Source organism: Microbulbifer variabilis (genome assembly GCF_023716485.1).
GTDB lineage: Bacteria > Pseudomonadota > Gammaproteobacteria > Pseudomonadales > Cellvibrionaceae > Microbulbifer > Microbulbifer variabilis_B.
This window is the reverse complement of the sequence record NZ_CP092418.1, coordinates 1314832-1340356: the sequence shown is the minus strand read 5'-3', so window position 1 is coordinate 1340356 and position 25525 is coordinate 1314832. Positions and strand designations below refer to the sequence as shown.

Annotated in this window: 24 protein-coding genes and 1 other RNA gene; 15 read left to right on the top strand and 10 right to left on the bottom strand. The window is 50.4% G+C overall.

Annotation, left to right across the window (positions count from 1 at the left end; translation table 11 throughout):
* Window positions 1–29 precede the first annotated feature (29 nt).
* Together MJO52_RS05910 and ffs are read right to left on the bottom strand one after the other, a co-directional pair.
* Window positions 30–1892 carry a M2 family metallopeptidase gene (locus MJO52_RS05910; protein WP_252085021.1) on the bottom strand — a complete coding sequence of 621 codons (1863 nt, stop codon included), beginning with the start codon at window positions 1890–1892 and terminating at the stop codon, window positions 30–32.
* 254 nt (window positions 1893–2146) lie between these two features.
* Window positions 2147–2244: signal recognition particle sRNA small type (gene ffs / locus MJO52_RS05905), an RNA gene on the bottom strand.
* A gap of 129 nt (window positions 2245–2373) precedes the next feature.
* On the opposite strand from ffs, the gene MJO52_RS05900 reads away from it, so the two are divergent.
* The 3 genes from MJO52_RS05900 to MJO52_RS05890 all read left to right on the top strand — a co-directional run bounded on the left by MJO52_RS05900 (window position 2374) and on the right by MJO52_RS05890 (window position 5616).
* The gene (locus MJO52_RS05900; protein ID WP_252085020.1) at window positions 2374–3225 is read left to right on the top strand and encodes a 6-carboxytetrahydropterin synthase; all 852 of its coding nucleotides are present in this window, start codon (window positions 2374–2376) and stop codon (window positions 3223–3225) included.
* A 55-nt stretch (window positions 3226–3280) separates the two neighbouring features.
* The gene (locus tag MJO52_RS05895) at window positions 3281–3997 is read left to right on the top strand and encodes a 16S rRNA (uracil(1498)-N(3))-methyltransferase (RefSeq protein ID WP_252085019.1); all 717 of its coding nucleotides are present in this window, start codon (window positions 3281–3283) and stop codon (window positions 3995–3997) included.
* Window positions 3998–4254: 257 nt separating this feature from the next.
* Window positions 4255–5616 carry a substrate-binding domain-containing protein gene (locus tag MJO52_RS05890; RefSeq protein ID WP_252085018.1) on the top strand — a complete coding sequence of 454 codons (1362 nt, stop codon included), beginning with the start codon at window positions 4255–4257 and terminating at the stop codon, window positions 5614–5616.
* Window positions 5617–5970: 354 nt separating this feature from the next.
* Here the strand turns inward: MJO52_RS05890 and ald are convergent, their stop codons facing one another.
* Window positions 5971–7116 (bottom strand): alanine dehydrogenase, encoded by a 1146-nt coding sequence (gene ald, locus MJO52_RS05885; protein WP_252085017.1) that lies wholly within the window; start codon window positions 7114–7116, stop codon window positions 5971–5973.
* A gap of 198 nt (window positions 7117–7314) precedes the next feature.
* On the opposite strand from ald, the gene MJO52_RS05880 reads away from it, so the two are divergent.
* On the top strand, window positions 7315–7800 hold the full coding sequence (locus MJO52_RS05880) for an Lrp/AsnC ligand binding domain-containing protein (protein ID WP_152452263.1): 486 nt from the start codon (window positions 7315–7317) through the stop codon (window positions 7798–7800).
* 75 nt (window positions 7801–7875) lie between these two features.
* Here MJO52_RS05880 and MJO52_RS05875 read toward each other — a convergent pair whose 3' ends face one another.
* From MJO52_RS05875 to putP, 3 genes are all read right to left on the bottom strand, one after another.
* Window positions 7876–8340, bottom strand: a complete 465-nt coding sequence (locus tag MJO52_RS05875) for a DUF962 domain-containing protein (RefSeq protein WP_252085016.1) — start codon at window positions 8338–8340, stop codon at window positions 7876–7878.
* Window positions 8341–8444: 104 nt separating this feature from the next.
* Complete coding sequence (locus tag MJO52_RS05870) at window positions 8445–8957, bottom strand: O-acetyl-ADP-ribose deacetylase (protein WP_252085015.1); 513 nt, start codon at window positions 8955–8957, stop codon at window positions 8445–8447.
* 145 nt (window positions 8958–9102) lie between these two features.
* Window positions 9103–10569, bottom strand: a complete 1467-nt coding sequence (gene putP / locus MJO52_RS05865) for a sodium/proline symporter PutP (RefSeq protein ID WP_252085014.1) — start codon at window positions 10567–10569, stop codon at window positions 9103–9105.
* Window positions 10570–10774: 205 nt separating this feature from the next.
* Here putP and MJO52_RS05860 point away from each other — a divergent pair, with 205 nt between their 5' ends.
* A complete protein-coding gene (locus MJO52_RS05860) occupies window positions 10775–11380 on the top strand; it encodes a hypothetical protein (RefSeq protein ID WP_252085013.1) in 606 nt (201 codons plus the stop codon).
* Here MJO52_RS05860 and ttcA read toward each other — a convergent pair.
* Window positions 11265–12182, bottom strand: a complete 918-nt coding sequence (ttcA, locus tag MJO52_RS05855; RefSeq protein WP_252085012.1) for a tRNA 2-thiocytidine(32) synthetase TtcA — start codon at window positions 12180–12182, stop codon at window positions 11265–11267. The genes MJO52_RS05860 and ttcA overlap by 116 nt on opposite strands.
* Before the next feature lie 115 nt (window positions 12183–12297).
* On the bottom strand, window positions 12298–12966 hold the full coding sequence (locus MJO52_RS05850) for an arylesterase (protein ID WP_252085011.1): 669 nt from the start codon (window positions 12964–12966) through the stop codon (window positions 12298–12300).
* Window positions 12967–13010: 44 nt separating this feature from the next.
* Here MJO52_RS05850 and MJO52_RS05845 point away from each other — a divergent pair, with 44 nt between their 5' ends.
* From MJO52_RS05845 to MJO52_RS05830, 4 genes are all read left to right on the top strand, one after another.
* Window positions 13011–13733, top strand: coding sequence for an ABC transporter ATP-binding protein (locus MJO52_RS05845; RefSeq protein WP_252085010.1), 723 nt, complete (start codon window positions 13011–13013; stop codon window positions 13731–13733).
* Window positions 13733–16183 carry an ABC transporter permease gene (locus MJO52_RS05840; RefSeq protein WP_252085009.1) on the top strand — a complete coding sequence of 817 codons (2451 nt, stop codon included), beginning with the start codon at window positions 13733–13735 and terminating at the stop codon, window positions 16181–16183. The genes MJO52_RS05845 and MJO52_RS05840 overlap by 1 nt, the downstream gene beginning before the upstream one ends.
* A 40-nt stretch (window positions 16184–16223) precedes the next feature.
* On the top strand, window positions 16224–17495 hold the full coding sequence (gene bioA, locus MJO52_RS05835) for an adenosylmethionine--8-amino-7-oxononanoate transaminase (RefSeq protein WP_252085008.1): 1272 nt from the start codon (window positions 16224–16226) through the stop codon (window positions 17493–17495).
* Between the two features lie 396 nt (window positions 17496–17891).
* Complete coding sequence (locus MJO52_RS05830; RefSeq protein ID WP_252085007.1) at window positions 17892–18302, top strand: DUF6746 family protein; 411 nt, start codon at window positions 17892–17894, stop codon at window positions 18300–18302.
* A 152-nt stretch (window positions 18303–18454) separates the two neighbouring features.
* Here the strand turns inward: MJO52_RS05830 and csrA are convergent, their stop codons facing one another.
* Window positions 18455–18643 carry a carbon storage regulator CsrA gene (gene csrA / locus MJO52_RS05825; protein ID WP_252085006.1) on the bottom strand — a complete coding sequence of 63 codons (189 nt, stop codon included), beginning with the start codon at window positions 18641–18643 and terminating at the stop codon, window positions 18455–18457.
* A 1300-nt stretch (window positions 18644–19943) separates the two neighbouring features.
* Between csrA and MJO52_RS05820 the strand changes: the two genes are divergently transcribed.
* The 4 genes from MJO52_RS05820 (at window position 19944) to MJO52_RS05805 (ending at window position 21594) form a co-directional block, all read left to right on the top strand.
* A complete protein-coding gene (locus MJO52_RS05820) occupies window positions 19944–20189 on the top strand; it encodes a hypothetical protein (protein WP_252085005.1) in 246 nt (81 codons plus the stop codon).
* 107 nt (window positions 20190–20296) lie between these two features.
* Complete coding sequence (locus MJO52_RS05815; protein WP_252085004.1) at window positions 20297–20665, top strand: hypothetical protein; 369 nt, start codon at window positions 20297–20299, stop codon at window positions 20663–20665.
* Window positions 20666–20755: 90 nt separating this feature from the next.
* Complete coding sequence (locus MJO52_RS05810) at window positions 20756–21115, top strand: hypothetical protein (protein ID WP_252085003.1); 360 nt, start codon at window positions 20756–20758, stop codon at window positions 21113–21115.
* Between the two features lie 173 nt (window positions 21116–21288).
* Window positions 21289–21594: a hypothetical protein gene (locus tag MJO52_RS05805; protein WP_252085002.1), complete on the top strand. Its 306-nt coding sequence runs from the start codon at window positions 21289–21291 to the stop codon at window positions 21592–21594.
* A gap of 484 nt (window positions 21595–22078) precedes the next feature.
* Here MJO52_RS05805 and MJO52_RS05800 read toward each other — a convergent pair whose 3' ends face one another.
* Window positions 22079–23020, bottom strand: a complete 942-nt coding sequence (locus MJO52_RS05800; RefSeq protein ID WP_252082793.1) for an IS110 family transposase — start codon at window positions 23018–23020, stop codon at window positions 22079–22081.
* Window positions 23021–23374: 354 nt separating this feature from the next.
* On the opposite strand from MJO52_RS05800, the gene MJO52_RS05795 reads away from it, so the two are divergent.
* Window positions 23375–24205 (top strand): hypothetical protein, encoded by an 831-nt coding sequence (locus tag MJO52_RS05795; protein WP_252085001.1) that lies wholly within the window; start codon window positions 23375–23377, stop codon window positions 24203–24205.
* A 79-nt stretch (window positions 24206–24284) separates the two neighbouring features.
* Entirely contained in the window at window positions 24285–24998 is a 714-nt protein-coding gene (locus tag MJO52_RS05790) for a metallophosphoesterase (RefSeq protein WP_252085000.1), read from the top strand.
* The last annotated feature ends 527 nt before the right edge of the window (window positions 24999–25525 follow it).

Below are 25525 nucleotides of genomic sequence, written 5' to 3'. Positions count from 1 at the left end.
TTTTGGCCACTTCTCGCAAAGCTAGCGGATTACCAGCCGCACTGACGCCCCTTGTTCTGCTCTTCCAAGTATGCCATCAAAGGCTGGAAGTAATCGATAATTGCAGATGCATCCAGATCGCGCTGGCCTGTCAAAGCTTCCATCGCATCCGGCCAAGGCTTACTGGCACCCATAGCCAACATGGTACGCAATTTCTTGCCCGCTTCATCATTTTGATAAATAGAGCAGCGATGCAGTGGCCCGGTCTCACCAGCAGCCTCACACAATGCACGGTGGAACTGGAACTGCTGAATGCGAGCAAGGAAATAGCGGGCATAAGGAGTGTTGCCGGGAATATGGTACTTGGCACCCGGATCGAAGTCCGCTTCTGTGCGCTCTACCGGGGCCTGGATGCCCTGATATTCCTCCCGCAGCTTCCACCAAGCCTTATTGTAATCAGCCGGCTGAACCTCACCATTGAAAACCTGCCAGCGCCACTTATCTACCAGCAAACCAAAAGGCAGGAAGGCAATTTTATCCAGTGCCTGCTGCATCAGATAACCGATATCTTTACTCTCATCCGGCACCTCATCCATCAGGCCAATTTCCTTCAGGTACTTAGGGGTGATAGACAGGGCAATGGTATCACCGACAGCTTCGTGGAAACCATCGTTGGCCCCCTCTTTATAGAGGAAGGGCTGTTCCTTATAAATGCGCTGATAGAAGTTGTGTCCCAGTTCATGATGAATAGTAACCAGATCTTCTCCGGTCTTGTTAATACACATCTTGATGCGGATATCATCCTGGCCGTCCATATTCCAGGCGCTGGCGTGACAGACAACATCGCGATCACGGGGCTGCGTGAACTGAGAACGCTCCCAGAAAGTTTTGGGCAATGGTTTGAAGCCGAGAGAAGTAAAGAACTTCTCACCCGCCTTGACCATATCCTGCTCGCTCATACCCGAGTCAACAACGAGCTGGGTCAGGTCATAGGGTGCCTGCATGTCATCGTCTTTGACCAGGTCATAGACATTGCCCCACTCCTGAGCCCACATATTACCAAGCAGATGTGCGGGGATTTTACCCTGAGCAGGTACTACCTCATCACCGTAGTGATCATTTAGCTTGGCGCGTACATGGCAATGCAATGCCTCATACAAAGGCTTCACTTTGCCCCACTGAGTATCCATATCGGCAGCGAAGGCATCTGGCTCCATATCGTATTTGGAGCGCCAGAAAACACTCAAGTTGTCATAACCCAGCTCCTCAGTTCCGGCATTGCCGATCTCCACTTGACGCTCATACAGAGGCTTCATAGGAGGGGAAACTTTACGCCAGCCCACCCACAAATCCTTAAGCAGCTCTGGGTCGCGGTTGCTAGCCATAACCTGACCCATCTCGGTCAGGGTGTAACACTTTTCAGCCCCTTCCTCTTCCCGACAGTACTTACCGGCACCATACATACCCTGCATTTTCGAGCCGATCTGGGCCAGCTCAGCGGTCAAAGCGGGATCTTTCGGCGCCGGGAACACCAAACCCTGCTTCAGCATGGTCAACTGGCGACGGGTATCTGGATCGAGCTCCAAGTCATTAAACTTTGCCGCTTCCGAAGCGAGCTCCACAGCCATCGTTGTATAGCGCTCGGAAGCGAGGGCTTCTACATACTGCGAATCAAGATTGATATAAGTGGATGCCAACCAAGCGGCGTGGCTCATTTCCTGAGCCATTTTCTCCAGGCGGGCCTGGGCATCATTGAGGAATGCCTTGGCATCCTCAGCAGTCAGCGGGCCATTTTTGGCCGCTGGGCTTTCTGCGGTGGCCTGAGCCACCCCCATGGATTTTGGTGACTGCTGATTGCTGTCACAGGCAGACAGCGCTACTGCAGCGGCAATGGCAATGGCAACTTTCTTCATCTTCCCCTCAAATAATCGTTATTGGGTCTAGCTATAACTGTCGCCGTTTATAGCATAAGCAAGCTGCTAGCAGCGACGGTAAGCTTATGAGTTAGCTACAGATCGACACAAAATCTCACGTATTCGGCGGTTTCTGGGGAAAAATACGGCGTGATCGGGTACGGCTGCCAACAGACAGCGGGACGATTAGCCTCAGAGACCATCTGGCGAAGAATCAGGGAAAGCTTTAAAAAGGAAGGCGTTTAAGGAGGCAGCCCAACCAGCAACACCCTCGGCACATGATACCACTGCTACCGTTGCTCCCTTCCGGGCCTGGCGGGGTTCGCAGCTGCTCATTGCGAGGGGACCGGAAGGGCCACCACAACGATCTTCGGTGCATCCGAAGAGGGCGCGATTATAGAGGGTTAAAGGCGCAAGTTCCAGCCCTATTAACAGGTTATAATAGGCGACTACTACTTTATCCCCTTCTGAAGAGTTAACCATGCATCTGTTTGTCGATAATTTGACCAATGTTGATTTCAGCTACCTGGACCACCAGCGTGGTTTAGTGGGCGAAACCTGGCTAGCGAATGCCGCCCTGGATGGGGCTCTCGATCACCAGGGCATGGTTTGCGATTTTGGTATCGTTAAAAAGACATTGCGCCACTGGCTAGATGATCAGCTGGATCACCGCCTCCTGGTTCCGATCCTCGCCCCTGGCCTGGCGCTAGCCCATCAAGACGGCAATATCTCTCTCAAGTGGCAACTCGCAAGCGGCGAGCAGATTTCAGTATCTGGACCAGAACAGGCATTCGCCCTAGTAGAGAGCGATAGCATCAATGCTGAAAGTGTTGCCCGCTGGAGTGTTCAGCAACTGGCTAACTCCTTCCCTGCCAGTGTTGAGCAGCTCAAGCTATCTTTTGAAGACGAGCAAATTCAGGATGCCTTTTACCACTACAGCCACGGACTGAAAAAACATCAGGGCAATTGCCAGCGTATTGCCCACGGCCACCGCTCTCGCATCCAAATTTTTGTTAATGAAAAGAGAGACAAATCGCTAGAGCAAAAGTGGTCTCAACGTTGGAAAGATATTTACCTGGGTACCCGTGAAGACCTGCGCGAAGAAAATAAAGAGAATGGACATAGCCTGGTCTTCGCCTACAGAGCCCAACAGGGAGATTTCACTTTGCAATTGCCCGCAAGCGCCTGTGAAATTTTGGATTGCGATACCACTGTTGAGCAGCTGGCTCAATATATCGCCACGACTCTTGCCGAACAGTACCCCGGCAGTGAAGTCAAAGTGCGAGCCTATGAGGGGCTCGGCAAAGGAGCCATTGCCAGTGCTAAGCTCTAGCCCCTGTAAAAGCCACTAAAACCAACAATTCTCCATAGTCTCAAGAGACTTGATTTTGAATCTGATTCTTTTGCAAGAAGCGGACTTTATCAGCCCTGATATCGTCCGTCTCTCTGGCCGTAGGCTAGAACATATTGTCAATGTTCACCGGGCCAAGCCCGGTCGGCAACTGCGTGTGGGTCTGCTGGACGGAAATATCGGCTATGGGCAAATCACTACTCTCGCCGATCAGCAAGTAGAGCTCCGGGTGGAGCTAAGTAAAAACGCTCCACCACCTCCTCCCATCACCCTGATCCTGGCGCTGCCACGTCCCAAAATGCTGAAGCGCATTATCCAGCATGTCACCGCACTGGGAGTTAAAAAGCTGGTCTTGATCAATAGCTACCGGGTGGAAAAGTCTTATTGGCAAACCCCATGGCTAGAAGAGGAAAAGCTTTTTGAACAATGCCTGCTTGGGCTCGAGCAAGCCGTCGACACACAAATGCCAGAAATTCTATTGCGCAAACGCTTTAAACCTTTTGTGGAAGATGAGCTACCTGAGCTGTGTCAGGGCTCTCAAAAACTGGTTGCTCACCCGGTCGGTGGCACAGCTTGCCCAGTAGATATCGGAGAGGCCTGCACCCTGGCAATTGGCCCTGAAGGGGGGTTTATTGCCTACGAAGTTGAGAAGTTAAAAGAAGCTGGGTTTCACTCTGTACACCTGGGCCCACGAATTCTCCGAGTGGAAACAGCCCTACCAGTTCTGGTAAGCCGACTTTTCCCCTCCTATTAAGTGTAAGTCTCGAGTCGTGGTCACATGCCAATTTCACAGTGCATGTGACCCATACTTCTCATATTTATTTCACAAGCCATTAATATCGCTCTCCCCAAGCTTTCAAAAAGCTACGGCAATATGGTCTTGTTTACCGCAAATTGTCCTGGACTCAAATTTGAGACTTTTGCACGCTTCCTTCATGAATATTTCATCATTTTGTCACAATTAAGACATATTTTGCGGCCTCGTTTTACTTCCCTAGGCTCCGAGATCACATGTACCTTTTTCTTCAACGACTGTGCCGCTCATTAATACTATTAATACTGCTTGCTACTAACCTTCTAAGCCCTTTCGCCACCGCTGAACTTCCTCCTTTTCCTCCAGACAGCAATGGAAAGCTATTTAGCCTACATGGCTCCAATACTATTGGCGCACAACTGGCACCCAACTTGGTTCAAGACTATTTCACTGCGAAAGGGGCGAGTGACATTAGTGTCCAGCCACTAGACGCTCCCAACGAAATCCGTATTCAGGCAAAAGTTGGCAACAATTCTGTATTTGTCGATATTGCTGCACATGGTTCCAGTACGGGTTTTACTGGGTTAAAACTGGCAAAGGCCGATATCGCCATGGCTTCGCGCCCGATCAAAGACGGCGAGTTCACAGAGCTGAGCATGCTGGGCGATATGCGCAGCCGCAATGCGGAGCATGTCATTGCCATAGATGGACTGGCCATAATAGTGCATCCACGCAACCCACTTCACCAACTGACCTTACAGCAAATAAGTGCTATTTTTTCTGGTCAAATTAAAGACTGGTCGGAACTCGGTAAAGGCAAAGGGCGAATTAACGTTTATGCCCGAGACGACCAATCAGGCACCTGGGATACCTTTAACAGCCTGGTGCTTGGCAAGCGTTACGCTCTCACCAGCAGGGCCAAGCGCTTCGAGTCCAACGATCAACTTTCCGACCGTGTTACCTCTGACCCGCGCGGAATCGGTTTTGTTGGGCTAGCATCCATTCGTCAGGCAAAGGCTGTTGCCGTTTCTGACCAAAATACACTGCCGCAGGCTCCAGAGCACCTAACCATTGCTACGGAAGACTACCCACTGTCACGCCGCCTTTTCCTATACACTCCGATTTATTCCTCCAACTCTACAGCGAAAGAATTTCTGCGTTTTGTACAGAGTGAGCTGGGACAGGAACAGGTGAAATCCTCTGGATTCGTCGCGCAAACTCCCATCGGCTTTAAACCAGAGGATTCCCGGGAAGGACCAAGTGAATATTTGAAGCTTACCCGAAATGCTGAGCGACTCAGTATCAATTTTCGTTTCTCCGAGGGCAATGCTTCCCTGGATAACAAGGCTCAACAGGATATTGAAAGACTGGCAAAGTACATGGAAAAACCACAGAACCAAGGACGAAAACTATTACTTGTCGGGTTTGGCGATGAGAAAGTCAGCCCTGAACGTTCGGTTATCCTATCCAAACTTCGCGCAGTTACCGTACGTTCAGCTCTGCGCGATTATAAAATTAGTACCGCGCCAGTGCAGGGTTTTGGTGCTTACCTCCCAATCGCCTCGAATAACTCCAGCGCAAAAATTAAAAATCGTCGAGTTGAAGTTTGGCTACTCTAGCCATTAAAGTCCGGCCAGAGTCAGGGAAGAAGAAACGAATAAGGCTGGATAAATAGACATCTAAAGGGAGGCCACCGCGGTCTCCTTTTTTTACGACACAAATCATTGTATTTATTGAAAAATGAAAAATAGTTAAGGAGTAAAATTATTTTTTTAGAGGGAGCGGAGCTATCGTTCAAGGGTAACGATAAATTAGCAATAAAAAAGCCGCGTATAAACGCGGCTACAATGGTGGCATAAGCCACCAGGTCTCACAGAGAGGAACGCCAAAGAGCGCTCCGGGGAAAATTTCCCTTCAAAACAAGCGCGTTACCGCTTTCTTGTTCAAGGTGCGGCTGACGCAGCTGCACCCCATTAAGCTACGGCGCCTTCCGCCTCAGCTACTTTTTGCAAAGCCAGCTTCGGATCTACAAACTCATATCCCAGTACATCGGCAACTGCCTTGTAAGTCACCATACCGGCGTGAACATTCAGACCTTCCAGCAGGTTGGCATCATCCAGCAACGCCTGCTTAGCGCCTTTGTTTGCCAAGGCTACAGCGTAAGGCAGTGTAGCGTTGTTCAGAGCCATGGTGGAGGTACGCGCTACACCACCGGGCATGTTGGCCACACAGTAGTGCACTACACCATCGACAACGTAAGTGGGCTCTTGGTGAGTGGTCGCTTTGGAGGTTTCGAAACAGCCACCTTGGTCGATAGCTACATCCACTACCACTGCACCCTTCTTCATACGGCTGATGATATCGCGGGTCAGCAGCTTGGGAGCTGCGGCGCCAGGAATCAGCACCGCACCTACGACCAGGTCTGCTTCCAGGGCATGCTTTTCAATCGCATCATTCGTGGAGTACTCGGTGCGCACAGCACCACCAAAAATGTCATCCAGCTGACGCAGACGTGGCAATGAACGATCCAAGATGGTGACGTCGGCACCCATACCCAGCGCCATCTTGGCGGCATTGGTACCAACAACACCACCACCGATGATGAGCACTTTGGCAGGTGCAACACCGGGAACACCACCCAGCAGCACACCGAGACCGCCCTGGGCTTTTTCCAGGTGATGCGCACCACACTGTACAGACATACGGCCGGCAACTTCGGACATGGGGGCCAGCAGAGGCAGGCCGCCAAAGCGGTCGGTCACAGTTTCATAAGCGATGCAGGTTGCACCAGATTTTACCAGCAGCTCGGTTTGCTTGGGGTCTGGAGCAAGGTGGAGGTAAGTGTAGAGAACCTGCCCTGGGCGCAGCATTTCGCACTCATTGGGCTGCGGTTCTTTCACCTTGACGATCATATCGGCAGTAGCAAAGATCTCTTCCGGAGTCTCGATGATTTTGGCTCCGGCCTGCTCGTACATTTCATCAGTAAAACCGATAGCGGCACCGCCATCTTTCTGTACGATTACTTGGTGACCATGGCCGATCAGTTCGCGAACACTAGACGGCGTCAGGCCAATACGGTACTCGTGGTTTTTGATCTCTTTCGGGACGCCAATCAACATTTTCTGCTCCTTAATCTCTGCGTTTGGCGTAGTCTCCGCAAAAAGCTTGGAGCTACACTTACTTTCTGTGTTTTACCCAGTATAGGGCCACTCTAAAAGTGGATTTCTACAAGAATTTCTAACAAACTAGTGGAATCAACTGCTTACAATAGTAATAAGACTGTTTTTTGATCTGATCGCCCACAAAGGAAACAAGATATGCGCAAGCGCGCGGGAGAGCTGAACACCGTAGACCGCAATATCTTGCGGGTTCTGCAAAAAAATGGCCGTACAAGCTATGCAGAGCTAGCTCGTCAAGTGGGATTGACTGCTACGCCATGTGTCGAGCGGGTGAAACGGCTGGAAAACGATGGGGTTATTCAGGGCTATACCGCGCTGATCAATCCAGAGTTCCTCGATGCAGCCCTGGTGGTTTTTGTGCAGATTCGCCTAAACCGTTCCGCCCAGGACGCCTTCGAAGAGTTCCGCAATGCTGTAGCAGCCCTGCCGGAAGTACAGGAGTGTTACCTGGTATCAGGCAACTTCGATTACCTGATCAAGGCACGAGTTGCCGATATGAGCGCCTACCGTAAGTTTTATGGCGAGACACTTTTGACCCTACCGGAGGTACAGGAGTGCACCAGCTATGTGGTAATGGAGGAAGTGAAAGAGACTTTAGAGGTGCCGGTCCATTACAACCGCTAGCCCCAATTTGCGGAGTTAGATCACAAGAGAGACGACTGACCCATCGCCTCTCTTGCTTGCTAACAGCACATGAAATCAGTACTGAATTCCCAGTTTTCGATAGATGAAGCCTATCACCCAGGCGGGGCCGATAAGCAGGAATTGAATATCCTTGAAGAAGGAAGGTTTTTTCCCTTCGATATGGTGACCGATAAACTGAAAAATCCACATCAGAACAAACAGTCCCAGCGCGGTTTGCCAGACGGGTATTCCCAGCCGCTCTACCACAGACCAAGCCCACAGGCACACTAGCGTTAGTGCAGTCATCCCCAGGCCGATAGAGAATGACAGCGCAAAATAGAACAACATCACCGGAACTGTGATCACTACGGCCCAATTTAACCAGGGTATTGATGCCATAAACTGCGGCTGGGGTATGGCCCATAAGAGGCCAGCGACGGTAGCGTAAATCACTGGTACCGCAATCCAGTGAATCGATTTATTGACGGGGTTCTGATGGCTTTCACCATATTCGGCAAACCACTGTTGGGCACTGCGCATGACAATCTCCTTTTCTTATTTTTTATTGTCAGACGCTCATCTTGCTAAACAGCTGCAACGCAATCAATGGCCGAATGTATCAGGCAAAAGCGCAAAGTAATCGGCTAACGCCGTACATAGGCATCCAGTTGGGTGTGATAGAGCTCTGCCATTTCCTCGTCGAAACAACAAAAAACAATACTCACTGGCGCCCCTTCCCTCTCCTGGTGTTGCTGTACCTGCTCTACAGCAATTTCCACAGCCTGTCTGGGAGGGTAATCGTAAACACCGCAGCTAATCGCAGGGAAGGCTATAGAGTACATGCTCTCTCGCCGCGCTAAGGCCAGACACTGGCGATAGCAGCTCGATAGCAGCTCTGGCTCACCCAGGCGGCCCCCGCGCCAAACGGGTCCGACCGTGTGATAAATACGTTTAACAGGGATTGAGAAAGCGCTGGTAGCACGGACCTCGCCAACTGGACAGCCGCCGATACTTCGACAAGCTTCCAGTAGCTTAGGACCTGCGGCACGGTGAATGGCCCCGTCCACACCACCACCGCCGAGCAGGCGTGTATTGGCGGCGTTGACGATGACATCGACGTTCAATCGTGTGATATCACCGAGATGAACTTTGATCACTCAGTATCTCCAACCGCTATTTGAATAATCGCTGCGGATGGAAATCCTTTTCGCTTCACAACAGTCGCGCCCATGAGTAGGACGCGTCCTCTGCACTGCAGACAAGTGGCCGGGCCAATGCAACAGGGCCCCGCAGCCCCCGGGCTTATCCCAGCAATTTCTTGTGTTGGGAGGCCACAGTTTCCGGGCATTTCGTCAGCGCGCTAACTATGACGATAGCAGCTGCTGAGAAAATGAAACCTGGCAGCAACTCATAGATATCGAAGATTCCCCCAGACAGCTGCTCCCAAATCACTACGGTAAGCCCACCGACAACAACCCCGGCAATGGCTCCACTGCCCGTCATACGGGACCAGTAAAGGCTGATCAACAGTGCCGGGCCGAACGCGGCACCGAGTCCTGCCCAGGCATAGCTCACCACATCCAAAACCTTGGAATCCGGATCCATCGCGATCCACACGGCGATCAGGGAGAGCCCAACAACAGCCCAGCGCCCCACTTTAACCATGGCCTCCGGACTGGTCTTGCGACCAAACCAAACATGATAGATATCTTCCGCCAATGCCGCAGATGACACTAACAGCTGGGAATCTGCCGTACTCATGATGGCTGAGAGGATTGCTGCCAACAGCACACCGGCAACAATCGGGTGGAACAACACCTGAACCAGCTCCATAAAGACAGTCTCGCCATCGGGCAGCCCTTGCTGCATTTGCAGATGGGCAAAGAGGCCCACCGCCATAGCGCCGAGAAAACCGATCAGGGACCACACCGCGGCAACGGTTGCTGCTGCCGGCACATCATCAGGGCTGCGCACTGCCATAAAGCGCGCCAGGATATGGGGCTGACCAAAGTAACCCAGCCCCCAGGCCAAAGAGCTGAGAATCGCTACTAAGCCCAATGTCTGGCCGCTGCCATCTGTGAGCCAGTGTGTTAATTGCGGTTGCTGCGCTTGCAACTGAGCCCAACTGGCGGAGAAACCACCCTGGTCAGAAATCACAACCAGTGGTACGGCAATCAGAGCAGCGCTCATTAATAAGCCCTGAAACACATCAGTCCAGGATACCGCCAGGAACCCACCAAACAGCGTGTAGGAAATGACAGCTATAGCACCAACAATTACCGCCCAGTGGTAATCCCAACCGAATACCGTTTCAAATAGCTTACCGCCGGCAATCAGACCAGAAGCCACATAGAAGAGGAAAAACAGCAGGATAAAGACCGCGCATACCGTGCGCAGGTAGGGGTGCCCCATTTTGAAGCGACGATCCAGGTAAGCAGGAACTGTGAGGGAGTCATCCAACTCATAGGTATAAATACGCAGGCGACGCCCCATGCTAACCCAACTCAACACAATTCCCGAGAACAGGCCTATAGCGATCCAGCCTGCGGAGAGACCGGCAGCATAGGCAGCTCCCGGCAAACCCAGCAGTAACCAACCGCTCATATCCGAAGCGCCAGCCGACAAGGCTGCTACAGCTGGGGGCAGCGAACGGCCACCGAGGAAATAGTCACTGGCATTTTTGGTGCGTAAATAGGCGTAAATACCGATCACCAGAATCAGAGCCAGGTAGGCGATAAAAGTTAGGGCGACGAGCCACTGTGCGGACATGGGAATTCCTTCTGCTCAAAAACGGAATGGCACCGAAAGAAGGCAATGGCTGCGACACTTGCTCGCTTTTTGAGCAAAATGCACTACAGAACCGGAGCCACTTCAAAAATAATTATGTTTATTGCGCGTAAATCTACTTAACGGCTGGCGCCAACTCAATCCACAAACTAAATATTCAGAACAACCACAGAAAAAAGACAATACTATGGGCATCTGTCTGGACGAACTGCGCCTCCAGGTTATCCGTCCAACCCTCAAGCACTTGAGAGCCTGGAGCCAGGGCATGGAAAACCTTTTGCTGGGCACCGCTGCACAGGAGTCACAGCTGGGCTTTCATCTCAAGCAGGGACGGCGCCACGGGTTGGGGATCTATCAAATCCAGCCACATACACACCGGGAAATCTGGGATAACTACCTGATTGATCACCCCGCACTGGCCTCAAAAATTCGAGGGCTCGCCAGCCAACGGGACTTTCTCGACCACCCCCACAGCGAACTGACCACCAACCTGCGCTATGCCACCGCTATCGCCTGGCTGGTTTACCGCTCGGCAGAAGTGCACAAAATACCCGAATCAGACACCCACGATGTGGCCAAAATGGCGCGATTGTGGCACCAGCACTTCCATCACGGACCCAGTGCCACTACGCGGGATTTTGAATGCAGCTATGCCCAGCTGGTGAGTGGTGCCGATCCTACAAATTCAGCGCCGAGATATACTGGGGCTCAACCTCCTGGGCATCGTCCGGCTCCCACGAATTCACCTGGCGCTGAATTAAATGGTCAGGGCGCTCGGCAGCCGACGGCTTAGAGCGGTCCAATTCCAGACTTTCAAAATCGTAGAGATCCCTGTCCGCCAATTGCGACGGGGATATACGTGTTAATGCGGCAAAGATATTTTCACTGCGCCCTGGGAATTTATTGTCCCACTCCCGCAACATCTGCTTGATCGCCTGGCGCTGCAAGTTTTCCTGACTACCACACAAATTACAGGGAATAATGGGGAATTCCTTGAACTCCGCGTAACGGGCAATATCCTCTTCTCGGCAATAAGCCAGCGGGCGAATCACAATATTGCGCCCATCATCGGCACGCAGCTTGGGCGGCATCGCCTTCAGGCGACCGCCGTAAAACATATTCAGGAACAATGTCTCGACGATATCGTCCTTATGATGCCCAAGAGCTACCTTGGTAGCACCAATTTCCTCGGCAAAGCCGTAAAGGGTACCGCGACGCAGTCGCGAACAAAGGCTACAGGTAGTCTTGCCCTCTGGCACCACTTCCTGCACCACCGAATAGGTATCTTTCTCTACGATATGGTGTGGCACGCCAAGGGAGCGCAGATACTCCGGCAGGATATGCTCAGGGAAACCAGGCTGCTTCTGGTCCATATTCACCGCCACCAACTCAAAGTTCACCGGGGCGGTTTTTTGCAGGTTCAGCAGAATATCCAGCATGGCGTAAGAATCCTTACCGCCGGATAAGCAAACCATGATTTTGTCGCCCTCTTCAATCATGTTGAAGTCGGCAATAGCGCGACCCACATGGCGGCGTAGGCGTTTCTGCAGTTTGTTGAATTCGAGTCGCTCGCGGCGATTTTCCACTTCGGACATGGTGTCTCTCTAACTATTTCGGTACCGGTGACCGGGGCTGGGGGTCACAGCCATCGCCTATCAGTGTGGAGCGAGGCTTTCATATTGCTAGGGGGCGCGATTGTACGCATTTCGATCACGGAGTACACGACTCCCCATCCGACTTATCCGCTAACAAGAACTCTACACAGGGCCAAACATGCTCCAGTAAGGCAGGCTGTGCCTTGGCGGTTGGGTGGATACCATCGGATTGCATGGCGCCGTCTTCAAGAGCGACGGTTTCCAGAAAGAAGGGCACCAACCCGACCTGTTCGGACTTGGCCACCTTGGGGTAAACGGCGGCAAAAGCATTGGTATAGGCGCGGCCGTAGTTGGGCGGGATACGCATGCCCAGCAGCAAAACCTCTACACCAGAGTTCTTCGCCAGTTTCACCATCTCCATCAGGTTGCGCTGTAAAGACTGAGGAGGGTATCCCCGCAGACCATCATTGCCGCCCAGCTCTACAATCAGCCAACGCGGATTGTGCTCCTGCATCAGGCGCGGCAGACGCGTCAACCCACCAGACGTCGTCTCTCCGCTGATACTGGCATTGATCACCCGAACTTTTTTGCCCTTTTCCTGCAAACGCTCCTGCAGTAATTGCACCCACCCCTGCTCTTCATTGATACCGTAGGCCGCGCTGATACTGTCACCCAAGACCAACAAGGTATCTGCCTTACTTGCCTGGGCAGCTCCAATGGGGATAAACAGCAACAGTACCAAGCTGAATTGAGCCGCCATCTGCCGAAAAATGGCTGTCGTCATGTCATACTCTCCAAAAATTCGCGCATCCGTATAGGGAACACAGTATGTCCGCCATTCTTACGGCAGAAAACCTGTATCACAGAGTCTCCACCAGCGAAGGGCCATTGACCCTATTAAACAATATCTCCCTGCAGCTGGCGCGCGGAGAGAGTCTGGCTGTGACCGGTGCCTCAGGTTCCGGCAAGTCCACCTTGCTCGGTCTATTAGCTGGATTGGACAAGCCCAGTGAGGGAAAAATCTGGCTGGCCGGAGAAGAAATTACCGCCATGGATGAAGAGCAACGTGCGGCGGTACGCGCCCGCTGTGTGGGGTTTGTCTTTCAAACCTTCCAGCTACTACCCGGTCTCACCGCTCGCGAGAATGTCATGCTGCCCAGTGAGCTACGCGGTGAACGCGGCGCCGCCAAACGCGCTGAGGAGTTCCTGGCCAAGGTCGGACTCGAACATCGCCTGGGCCATTACCCGCGCCAACTCTCCGGCGGGGAGCAGCAAAGGGTCGCCATTGCCCGGGCATTCGCCAGCTTCAGCGGCGAGGACGCTATCCTTTTTGCCGACGAACCCACCGGCAGCCTGGATGCCGGCAACGGCGCCAAGATCATCGATTTACTCTTTAAGCTCAATGCCGAATCCAGCACCACTCTGGTGTTGGTAACCCACGAGCAGCGCCTGGCTGAACGCTGCGCCACTCACTTGCGTATGTCTGCAGGTGCCGTGGAGTCTTACGAGCCCCTCGCCGGTGACGACAACTTCTCGGAGGTATCCGCCTGATGCTGCCACTCAGACTGCTGTTCAGGGACTGGCGCGGTGGCGAGTTGGCGCTAATTGCCTCTGCCCTGATTTTGGCGGTTACCAGTGTCACTGCGATCGCCCATTTCACCGACCGCCTTACCCGAGCCATGGAGCAGCAATCCCTCACCTTCCTGGCTGCAGAGCGGGTGCTGCGCAGCAGTAAACCTGTGGATAGCGCATGGCTGGAAGAGGCCAATAAAAAAGGGTTGGAACAGGGCCAGATAGTCCAGTTTTCATCCATGATCTCCGCCAACGACCAGTTCCAGTTTGTCTCGGTCAAGGCCGTCGACAAAGGCTATCCGCTGGTGGGGCAACTGGAAATCAGCAAGTCCCCAGAAGGCCCTGGAGAAATTGCACCGCAAGGACCTCCCCCGGGAGAAGCCTGGGTGGAGTCCCGCCTTCTACCCTTGATGGGAATCCAGCTCGGCGATCCTATCGCCCTCGGCGACACCCAACTGAAAGTGACAGCCATACTGGAGCGGGAACCCGACCGGGGCACCAGCCTGTTTGATATGGGTGCGCGACTGCTAGCCAATACCGCCGACCTGCCCGCCTCTGGTGTAATCCAGCCCGGCAGCCGAGTGCGCTACCGCTACCTGTTTGCCGGTGATGACCAAGCCCTGAAGGATTACTTTGACTGGCTCAAACCGCAACTGACTGAACACCAGCGGATCTTGGACCTGCGCGAAGGCCAGCCCCGGGTTGCCTCTGCTCTGGATAGAGCCGAGTCCTTCCTGTTTCTCGCCGCCAGCCTGGCCGTACTTCTTGCCAGCGTCGCCGTTGGCCTGGCAGCCAGACGCTACGGACTGCGCCACGGCGCCTACGTAGCCGTAATGAAAAGCCTCGGCGCTGGGCGCAATAAAATCCTCGGTATCTACCTGGGACAGCTGGCCGCCCTCACCCTGATTGCCACTGCTATCGGGCTGGCACTGGGCACCTTTATCCAGAGCCAGGCGGTCAACCTGATGGAAGGGTTCTTCCCGGTACAACCCCCGGCTACCAGCTGGAGCCCACTGCTGATCGGGCTCGCCACCGGCCTCGCCTGCGCCCTGGGCTTCGCCCTGCCGCCGCTGTTCCGTCTGGCGCGTACAGACCCGATGCAAACCCTGCGGCACGACTGGAGCAATCCTGACAGACGCGAATGGCTCGGGCTGATTCTCGGCCCCAGCGCCATGCTGCTCCTGATCTGGTGGCTTTCCGGCAGCCTGCTTATGACGCTCGCCCTGTTTGTCGGCATGCTCCTGTTGGTAGCGGGCAGCGCCCTGGTTAACCGACTCCTGGTGCGCGGCAAATTGGCTTCCCTGGGGGGCGCCTGGCGCATTGCCCTGGGCAGCCTGCAACGCCGAGCCGCGTTCAACACTTTATTGATTGCCGCTTTTGGCACCGGATTATTGGCCATGCTGGCCATGGTCTTTGCCCGTACCGCCCTGGTGGACGAATGGCGGATGCAATTGCCGGAAAAAGCCCCCAATCACTTCCTCCTGAATATCGCCCCTCACGATGTTCCAACCATGGAAAATATGCTGGCAGAGGGTGAGGTAAGCAGCACCGAGTTTTATCCCATGGTGCGCGGCCGCTTGGTGGCGATTAACGGCGTCTCGATTAAAGAGAAAAAAGATCGTCCCGGTGGCGTTCGCCGGGAATTAAACCTGAGCTACACCGATACCCTGGCGCCGGACAACCGCATCTTGGAAGGCGAGTGGTGGGACAAGGCCAGCGAAGGTGTTTCCGTAGAAGTGGAGCTGGCAGCCCAGCTGGAGCTGTCACTGGGAGATCAGTTGCGCTTTTCCATCGGTGGCCTCGAAGTAGAAGCCCCGGTAGCCAGCTTCCGCTCGCTGGACTGGAACAGCATGCGCCCCAACTTCTATATGATATTTGCACCGGGCACTATCGATGATTTCCCGGCTACTTATATCACCAGCTTTTACCTCCCTCCGGAGGACAAGCTACTGGTCAACGATCTGGTTCGCGCCTTCCCCAGCGTCAGCGTGATAGAGCTGGATAAGATCATCCAGCGTATCCGCGACACCATTAACCAGGTGTCCTTTGCTATCGAATCAGTCATGGCCCTGATGCTGGTTGCCGGGGTCCTGGTATTAATTGCCGGGGTCCGCGCCAGTATCGCCGAGCGATTGCAGGAAGCGGCAATTATCCGCACACTGGGAGGCCGCAGGCGCTTGCTGCTGAGAAGCCTGATACTGGAATTTGGCCTACTGGGTTTTGCCGCCGGTTTGCTTGCGGCTATCGGTGCTGAAGCCACCTTGGCGGTGCTGTCTTATTGGGTCTTTGAACTGCCGGTGATATTGCACCCAGTCCTTTGGCTAACCGGACCACTCACCGGTGCAATACTGGTTGGCACCGCCGGTACCCTGGCCTGTTACAGCTCGATCAGCCAGCCCCCGCTCAGAGTATTGCGCGAACTGGCCTAACTGATGATTGTCGGCTCTTGAGAATAAAGATGTAGTTTTTATGGACCTGGAATTCGACCGCAAACATATCTGGCACCCCTACTCCTCGCTAATCAACCCGCCGCCGGTCTATCCGGTGGCCAGGGCTGAGGGAGTTCGAATTTTCCTGGAAGATGGCCCCGGCCTAATCGACGGCATGTCCTCCTGGTGGAGCGCCCTGCACGGATACAATGTGCCCGAGCTAAATCAGGCCATGCGCGAGCAGATGGACAAGATGTCCCACGTGATGTTCGGGGGTTTAACTCACGAGCCCGCAATCGAGCTGTGCAAGAAATTGGTGGAAATCACTCCACCCGGCCTCAACCGGGTATTTCTGGCTGACTCCGGTTCAGTGTCTGTAGAGGTCGCCATTAAGATGGCCCTGCAATTTTGGCACTCCCAGGGCAAACCGGGTAAAAGTAAATTGCTGGCCCTACGCAATGGCTACCATGGCGATACCTTTGGGGCCATGGCCACCTGTGATCCCGTTACCGGTATGCACCACCTGTTTGCCGGGCAATTGAGCCAACACCTGTTTGCCCCCGCCCCACAAACCCCTTTCGGCGAAACCTGCCCGGATGAAGATATCCGTGAACTGGAACAACTGATTGCGCAAAACAGCGAGCAACTGGCTGCGGTAATTCTCGAACCCATAGTGCAGGGTGCCGGCGGTATGCGCTTTTATTCCGCAGATTACCTGCGCCGGGTACGAGCACTCTGTGACGAATACGACCTGCTGCTGATTGCCGATGAAATCGCCACCGGCTTTGGCCGCAGTGGCAAGATGTTCGCCTGCGACCACGCTGCGATCAGCCCGGATATTCTCACCCTCGGCAAGGCCCTCACCGGCGGCACCATGACATTAGCAGCCGCGCTGTGTAGCGACCGTATTGCCGAAGGTATTTGCAATGGCGAGGCCGGAGTCTTTATGCACGGCCCCACTTTTATGGGGAATCCACTGGCTTGCTCCGTTGCTAATGCCAGCATCCAACTGCTACTCAGCAGCCCCTGGCAGGAGCGAGTAGCGGCGATCGAGCAGCAACTGACCGAGCAGCTGGCCCCATTAAAAACCGCACCGGGTGTGGCCGATGTTCGCGCCCTTGGCGCTATTGGGGTGGTGGAAATGCGCGAGCCGATCAATACAGTCAAGGTGCAGGAAGCTTTAATTGAACGCGGCGTTTGGCTGCGCCCCTTCGGCAAGCTGGTCTACGCCATGCCACCCTATGTAATTTCTAAAGAAGACCTTAGCCAATTAACTTCGGCAATGGTTAATGTATTGGGTGAGGTTTCCTAGCCTTCGTACCAATTAATTTGTGAAGCCGGTCTCAATAATACCGGGTTAACCGGCTCTTCCTGTAAATTACCTTCTCTTTGCTATCGCGAAGCGAGGGTTAACAGATCAAATTCCATAACACGGGGTCGCCTCTTCCTGGCTAAAGGCCTCCGTTGACCCCTCCCGTACTCGCCGTTCTCAGATTCCATTTTCTTGACCTGTACAAGCTTCGATCAGCCAGAACGCAATTTCTGCCAGAAATGTTTTGAGCCCCTAAAAATTCCTGTATCATAAATCTTAATGATAGTTATCCTCATTTACGATAGCGATCAAAGTGATCACTGTTAAATGTTAGGCATTCACCTCGCCCGATCAATGCCTTACCAACCCTTAAAGTTTGGGCGTCAGAGAGGAAAGATGAGAATTTTAATTGCACTACTTTTTGCGGTTACTTTTGCTACCACAGCGCAAGCTAGCGATGCTTCTGGAGAAAAGCCCATTCAGCACCTTAAAGTAGCGGATGTTACTTCGATGAAGGATGCCAAGAAGATTTTCGTTGAGAAAACCGCAGAAATTAAGAGCAAGCAAAAGCTTGATGCTGCTGAGCTTCACCAGATACATGTCATCACCTACACGCTTGAGAAAAGTGTTGAGTTTTTCGCTGAGAACCTAAAGGGTGACAAGCAAGAGCTGGCAAAAGAAATTGCCGTTGTTGTGGAGAATATTCATCTTAACTCCGAGAACAACCGTACAGAAAAGACCCGTAAGGACCTTAAGGAATACTTTAAATTAGCAGACAAATTTGCCGCTGGATTTAAGCATCACTAATAAAGCTTAATCCTGAGCTTAAACAGCGGCTCTAGTCGCAGCGAGAGGCTCGTCTGGTTCGATTGAAAATTGAAGGGCTAACTATCATTAGTTAGCCTTTCAATGGCAACACAACCCATTCATGGCTAAGCGCCACCATCTCGATCAAATTCTCAACGATTCCCATTGTTCATATTTCCTCCCCTTTTAATCCGCCTATAAATCTCCTCACGGTGTACGGGTAAGGATTTTGGAGCAAGTATGCCTACCCTTACCTGATTACCCTTAACGCCTAATACTGTGATTGAGACATTCGCTCCAATCCGTAAGTTTTCGCCTGTGCGGCGCTTTAAGATCAACATATTTATTTCCTACTGATACTCAAACCATGGATAGACCTTCCACAATGGAAAAGCTTGAATAGAAATGTTTTGAGTAACTGCGAGGTGGTGCGCGAGAACGGTAGGCATAGAATAAAAAAAGGCAGACGCAACGCCCCCAGGGCCTGGGGAATCTCTCCAAGCCGCTGATTGTGCTCCACTTTATTGAAGACGAGCGGGTTTCTAGCGTACTATGCATATAGCCATCTTGATAGTATGTGTATCAATTTGGTTAGCTGGCCCCAGGTGTTCCAGCACCTTGGGTCAGCGCCTTTTACTTATTCTTACTTCACGCTACCGTTCTCCTTTTAAGGGATGGTCTTTAGAAAATTCTTGATTCTCTCGATACTCTTGAACCGAGCTGCTTTGACTGTTGCCTTCAGGTGGCTTTTTAATCTCGGCCAAAATACCAATAAATATCTATCGATATTACGTGGCTTTGACACTAAAACAATCCTAATAAAATCTAATAAGATTATTTTTGTGCCTATATTTTTTTGTTGCTCACGCATTAAAAATTTCGATTGCATATAAAAATGGCCGTTTAGATTAATATACCGACCGCTCCTACGCTGGAGTTCAGACAACAATAGATCATTAATGCTTCGACTTAATACGTACTCCATATATCTACAGAAAAGATCTCTCCATAGACCAAAGTAACTTGCAGACTTTTAAGATATTACTGCGAGATTTAGGAGCCTCTGAAGAACCCAGTGATGCCTCTTCTTACAGAGTGGTTTCAATAAGAGCGCAGCTTCACAGGAAAGACTAGACCATAGAAGAAATGAATCGTTATGGAAACCCCTCAGGTCGATCCTTGAAGACCGCATCTGCTGCATTGCAACGCTTGCAAAGGGCCATGTCCATTCGCGGCGAACTGCACCTAACATCTTTAGCCTTCAAGATCCGCAGAGATATTACAGAGTGATTCAGAGGCACCCTGGATACCTTAACCACTCCCCAACTAATACCGGCCTGTAAAAATTGGCGAGTGCCAGCTTAGGGATTTGCGATCATATTGACCGTGATATTAGAGAACAAGAAGATAAACCCAAAAACAATACTGAAATCAAGGGTTACGGACTAGCGTTAAAATTTGGATAGTAGTCAAAGTGATCATTTTTTCCAGTTTGCACGGACGTATCAGGATGCTTTAAGTCTATGGTTTTAAATAAAAATTTAGGCTTTGGCGTAAAAATTGATTCTGAGATAACAATCAGGATAATAATGGTCAGAATGATAACTATATAGCTGTTATGTGCCTTAAAGGAAGCTGAATGTGAGCTACTTAGAGTTAAAAGACGATAAATTCTCTGAGAAAATATCTTTAAGAGACTCATACGAATTGATGTATCAGTTTGTTCTAGAGATACATAAGCGTGGAGAGGTGGATACTTCATGGCTCCTTGGCTCTCTAGGTGTTTGCGGCGATGGCTCCAGCACTGATCCAGCTCAGTTGTATGACTATATAAGTGTTTTCAATGAGTTAAAGAATCAGCGCAAGCTCTTTGATAGTAATGGCTAAGTCAAAGCACATAACAAGCGGCTGTAGTTGCCCCTTCGGGGCTGGGACGGCTTTTCCGCTGCTTTGCAGCTACAAACCCGCCCCTAAGCCGGGCGTTAGGGCTCATTATGGATGATTATCACAGAGCGGTTTTTAGCGATAATAAAGATGAGGTGACGGAAGCCCTATTCGCAGCTATTTCTCAGCGTGATTTTTTTCTTGACAATGCTGAAATAGAGAAGCTTGCACTTAAGTTCAACGATGATAAGGTTTCGGGGTGGGTTTTCGCTTATAGGGTTTACAAGTACTCAGAAGATAGGAACACCCTCCTCAAGTCTAATATTAACAATGAAAATCCAAGAATTAGAGAACATGTCTGCGATATAATTGGGGACGAACATATTGAAAGTTTGAGAGGAGAGCTAATAACGCTATTTGATGACCCAGTGAATTATGTTTCAGAGGCTGCTAAATATAATTACAGTGAAATGTTTTAAGCAGCCTAACAAGCGGCGGCAATACGCAACCATCGGCTGCCGGACTCAGCACTATGTGCTTCGCCGTTGCGCCAGGCGTTATAACTCAATATGAAACGAGAAATTGCAATAGTCTTAGCGCCATTAGCGGGAGGTATTCTTGCGGTTTTAGCCGGGTATTTAATTAATGGGCTTCATCCAAAAGATACCAGCGACATCTCTTTTGCTGTAGTTGCGCTAGGGTTTCCAGTAGCACTATTGCTGTCGCTGTTGTCTGGGCTATTCATTCAGCCGCAGCTCATTAAACGTAATATTTTCACAGTGCCAGTTGTGGGTATCATTGGTGGCTTGCTGGCATTATTTGTCTTGGCAATAACAGGCTTACCATTCGTTTTTCAAATAGCTGGCACGCTTTGGGGTGCTGCATCGGGGGTGTTCTATCGTGTTTTCGTTGGGCAACCAAAGTTATAATAAGGCAAGGCAAAATCGCCCTGCGGGCTGGACGCGCTAACGCGCGCCTTTGCTTGCGGCGTTAACCATAAGGTCGTCTTAGAATGAAGAGCTTTATATTACTTTTAACGCTGTTTACATCTCAGTTAGCGTTCGGCTGCTACTGCGTAGATACTCCTCTTGGGAAGAGATATTTGGAGTCTGACTATGTTTATCTCGGTCAGGTTCAGTCATCAACGCTTGGTGACAATGGCGTAGTCACAAACGAATTAGTTATATTAGAGAAAATGAAGGGCGTAGCAGATACAAAAAAAGTCAAAAATACATTGTTTTCAGAAGATATATGTGCGTCTCACATGGTGGTAGGATACAAGTATGTAGTTTTTGGGAAAACTGGTTCGATTCCAGAAATTAGTTCTTGTTCAAACACTCGCTCGCTCGGGGATATCGGTAAACAGGGGCTGGCGCAGCTCCAACAAATGGCTAACAAGCGCAAGTAGTAAGCTACGGGCCTCCGCGGGACGCCCAAAGCTATGCACATTTTGTGCAGTCGCTGTGACTCCCAGTTTCGCACAAAATGTGCATAGCATAGGTCGCCCCTGTTGCGGGCGTTAGGCATCAATATGGATTTTGCAGCCACTAAGAATTTAGTTTTTGGATTTCTTGTTTTTTCTCCGGTGGTTATAATGGCAATTTTGAGTATCCCGATTTTCTATTTCCTTGGCTTAATAAATAGAAAGTCGGTAAACTACAAAATTATTTTTCAAATATGCGGGAAGGCAATTCTAGGGCAGCTTCTATTCATTCTTGCGGTTCTGGCTATTGGGTTAACTTTATACTTCACCGGCCAGATACGTGGCGTTCCGGTTATCCTTCTTCTACCTCTGTCCACAGTTTTATCATTTATTATTTTTTTCTTAGGTTGTTTTAAGAGGTGCTCCGCAATCTATGCCTAACAAGTGACTATGGTCCTTTGTCAAGTATTTAAGCCATTTTCTCATCCCAGTAAGTGTTGTTTTTTACCATCGTATTTAGAATGGTAAGTTGCTTCCTCATACATGCGATAAGGGCTACTTTCTTTGGTTTACCAGCAGCGACCAGGCGCTCATACATTGGCTTTAATTTAGGGTGGCATTGTATTGCCGACATCATAGAAACAAACAAAACCGTGCGTACACGATGTCGCCCACCTCGAATATAGCGCTTACCCTGGAAGCTGCCGCTATCACGATTCATCGGGGCGATACCCACAAGTGCCGCAATCTCTTTGCGGTTCAACTTGCCCAGCTCAGGAAGTTCGCTCATTAGCGTGTAAGCCAGTACATTGCCAACTCCTTTAGCACTTAATAAGAGATCGCGTTTTTGTCGCCACTCGGCAACACTGTTAACAAGTTTATCAAGTTGCTTATCGACCCCTTCAAGCTCTTTCTTGATGGCTTTTAAGATAGCCTGAATGGGCTTGTGAACAGATTTGGGCATTCTCTTGAGGCGATTCTTTTGCATTGTGCTCATTTCTAAGCACTGGTTCCTGACCGTCAGTAAATCACTAATATTTCTAAGTTTTTCTGGTTTGATTGATGACAATCTTGGCTTCATTGCTTCACCAAAATGTGCGATATCAATTGCATCTAGCTTATCTGTTTTGGCGAGTCGCCCCGCTGACTTTGCAAAGTTTCTTACTTGTAAAGGATTGCAAACAACTATCGGCAGTCCCGCTTTATAAGCAGCACAGACGAATTCTAATTCTAGTCTTCCTGTGGACTCGATTAATACTCTTTGCGGTTTAAGCGGTTGTAGTTGTTTAATGGCGTCTTTAATACCCTCTTTGTTATTGGTAACACTAAAGAACTGGCCATTAGGTCTCACATATATATCGAGTTGTTTACTGCTGGTATCGATACCGACATTGATCTCTTGAGGTTCCATAAGATAAGCTATCTCCGCCTTGCTATTCGGGCTCGAGGCCCACATGACTATTCGAGTTATGCCTAGTGAGTGTCTGTCACGTTCATACTTGTTAACGGTCTTTATGAACCGGCGCAGCAACGAACTGTGACAAACAAGGCCTTCGGTGGCCGCCGAAGGTGGGTCTCAATTTACCCGTTAGCGAAAAGGATTTTCAACATCAGAATTGGACAAGAACAACCATACAACGCAAGCAGAGCGACAGCCAACCCTACGCACTTTTTGTGCGGTCGCTCGGCTCCCATTTTTGCACAAAATGTGCATAGCATTGTCTGCCCCTGTTGCGGGCGTTAGGGCGATCACAAGGAATCAGCAATGAGTGATGAAATTGAAGATGTAGAAGAAAACAAACTCCCTGAAAGTGGAAAAGTCTCAAAAGTCACTCGTGGTGCATTGTCAGCTGCAGGTGGTGCTGTACCTATTGCAGGAGGAATTTTTTCTGCAATCGCGGGTGCTTGGTCTGAGCATGAGCAAGATAAGGTAAATCGCTTCTTCGAGCATTGGGTTCGCATGCTTGAAGATGAGCTCAAGGAAAAAGAAGAAACCATCATCGAAATAATGGGAAGGCTAGATCTCCAAGATCAAGCAATTTCTGAACGTGTTGAAAGCCGCTCTTATCAGTCACTTGTAAAGAAAACTTTTAGGGAGTGGTCATGCGCTGAAAGTGAAGAGAAGCGCGAATATATACGTAACATTCTTGCAAATGCAGCTAGTTGCCAAGTTTCCAGTGATGACGTGGTCCGAATGTTCATTGACTGGATCAACATCTATTCTGAGATGCATTTTCAAGTTATTGGTGCAATCTATAACAGTGACGGAATCACTAGGGGCCAAATCTGGAGAAAAATTGGTAAGGGGCAGGTTCGTGAAGACTCGGCAGATGCCGATCTTTACAAACTTCTGTTCAGAGATCTTAGTACCGGGGGAATTATTCGCCAGCACAAAGAACGAGATTACATGGGTAATGTAATACCCAAAACTCCACAAAGACGATCCAAAGGTAGTGGCCCTAAGCCACCAGTTTCTGCATTTGATGAAAATGAAGGCTATGAACTTACAGCACTAGGTCAACAGTTCATACACTATGCTATGACCAACCTACCAATGAGAATTGAGTTCAATGCCTCAGCAGAGCAAAAGCCCTAACAAGACCAGCCAAACCGCTGCGCACTTTGTCTACCCCTGCTGGCGGCGTTATGTGTAAGGAAGTGAGTTCCACTATCAGATGAATTTGAACGAATCGACATTAGTGTTAGCCGAGAACGAGCTTGGTGTAGATTACTTTGTTGGCGATATTCATGGATCTATCGAATCATTTTGGAGGGGCCTAGATTCTCTCAACTTTGATCCTGATAAAGACCGAGTATTCAGTGTCGGGGATCTCGTTGATCGCGGACAAAGCAGCATGGAGTCGCTGAGACTTCTCCATAATCCGTGGTTTTTCGCGGTTGCTGGTAATCATGAGCGAATGCTGTATGAATATCTTAAAGGCAATCCGTCAAAACGTTCGATTGAGAATAACTGGAGATATTCACTCTCGATTGACGAAAAGCATGAATGCTTAGAGTTGATGAGGCTTTTGAGTTGGATTATAGAGATCAAAAACACCTCGGGAATTGTTGGTGTAACGCATGCGTATTTGCCCGAAAGGGCAAACTGGAATCAATTTAAAGCTGGTCTTGGTTCAAGCGATTCTGAAATGATTGAACATGCAACTTGGAGTAGAGCGTTCGTTTCAGGCGAAGAAAGGAATGTTGAAGGAGTTAAATGGTTATTCATAGGTCATCAAGGGCTGGAAGAACCCATGATTAAAGGGAATGTGGTGTGTATAGATACGTGTGTTCATATCCTACGCAGATACGGAGATAGTTACGGGTTAACATTTTCGTATGTTAGTGAAGGTGCGCCCAGATTCCATACTATTAACAACCCTAAGTGAAGAGTATAGTTACACATAACAAATTGATGCTGTTCGTTCCGGCAACTGCGTTGCCTCCACCGGACCTCCATTTCGCTGCGGCCGCAGGTCAAGGCGTTAAAGAGAAAATCTATGCGTACTCTGAAATTGTTATTGCTACTTGTGTCCCTGCCGTGTATGGCAGAAACTTATCTATGTACTTCTGAAAGTGAAACTGGATATTTTTACAGCGGCAAGACAGAAAAATGGGAGCAAGGTATATTTAAAGGAAATCAATTTTTTTTAAAACCATTATAAAAAGAAGATAAGAAAGGAGGTGAAGAATATGGAGTGTACGAAACGAATGAGGGGACACTCATATTCCGCTGTCAATATTGGTTTCCTGAAATAGGCATGGCACATTGTGGAAACAAAAATGACTACCATTTCAAGTTTGCCAGGAAGTCAAAAAACAAAGGAACATTTATCTCAGCCGATTTAGGTGTTCAATTTCTGGCAGGCAATACTGCAGCCGCACCAAGGGTATGAATTGGTGAGTGCATCAAGCT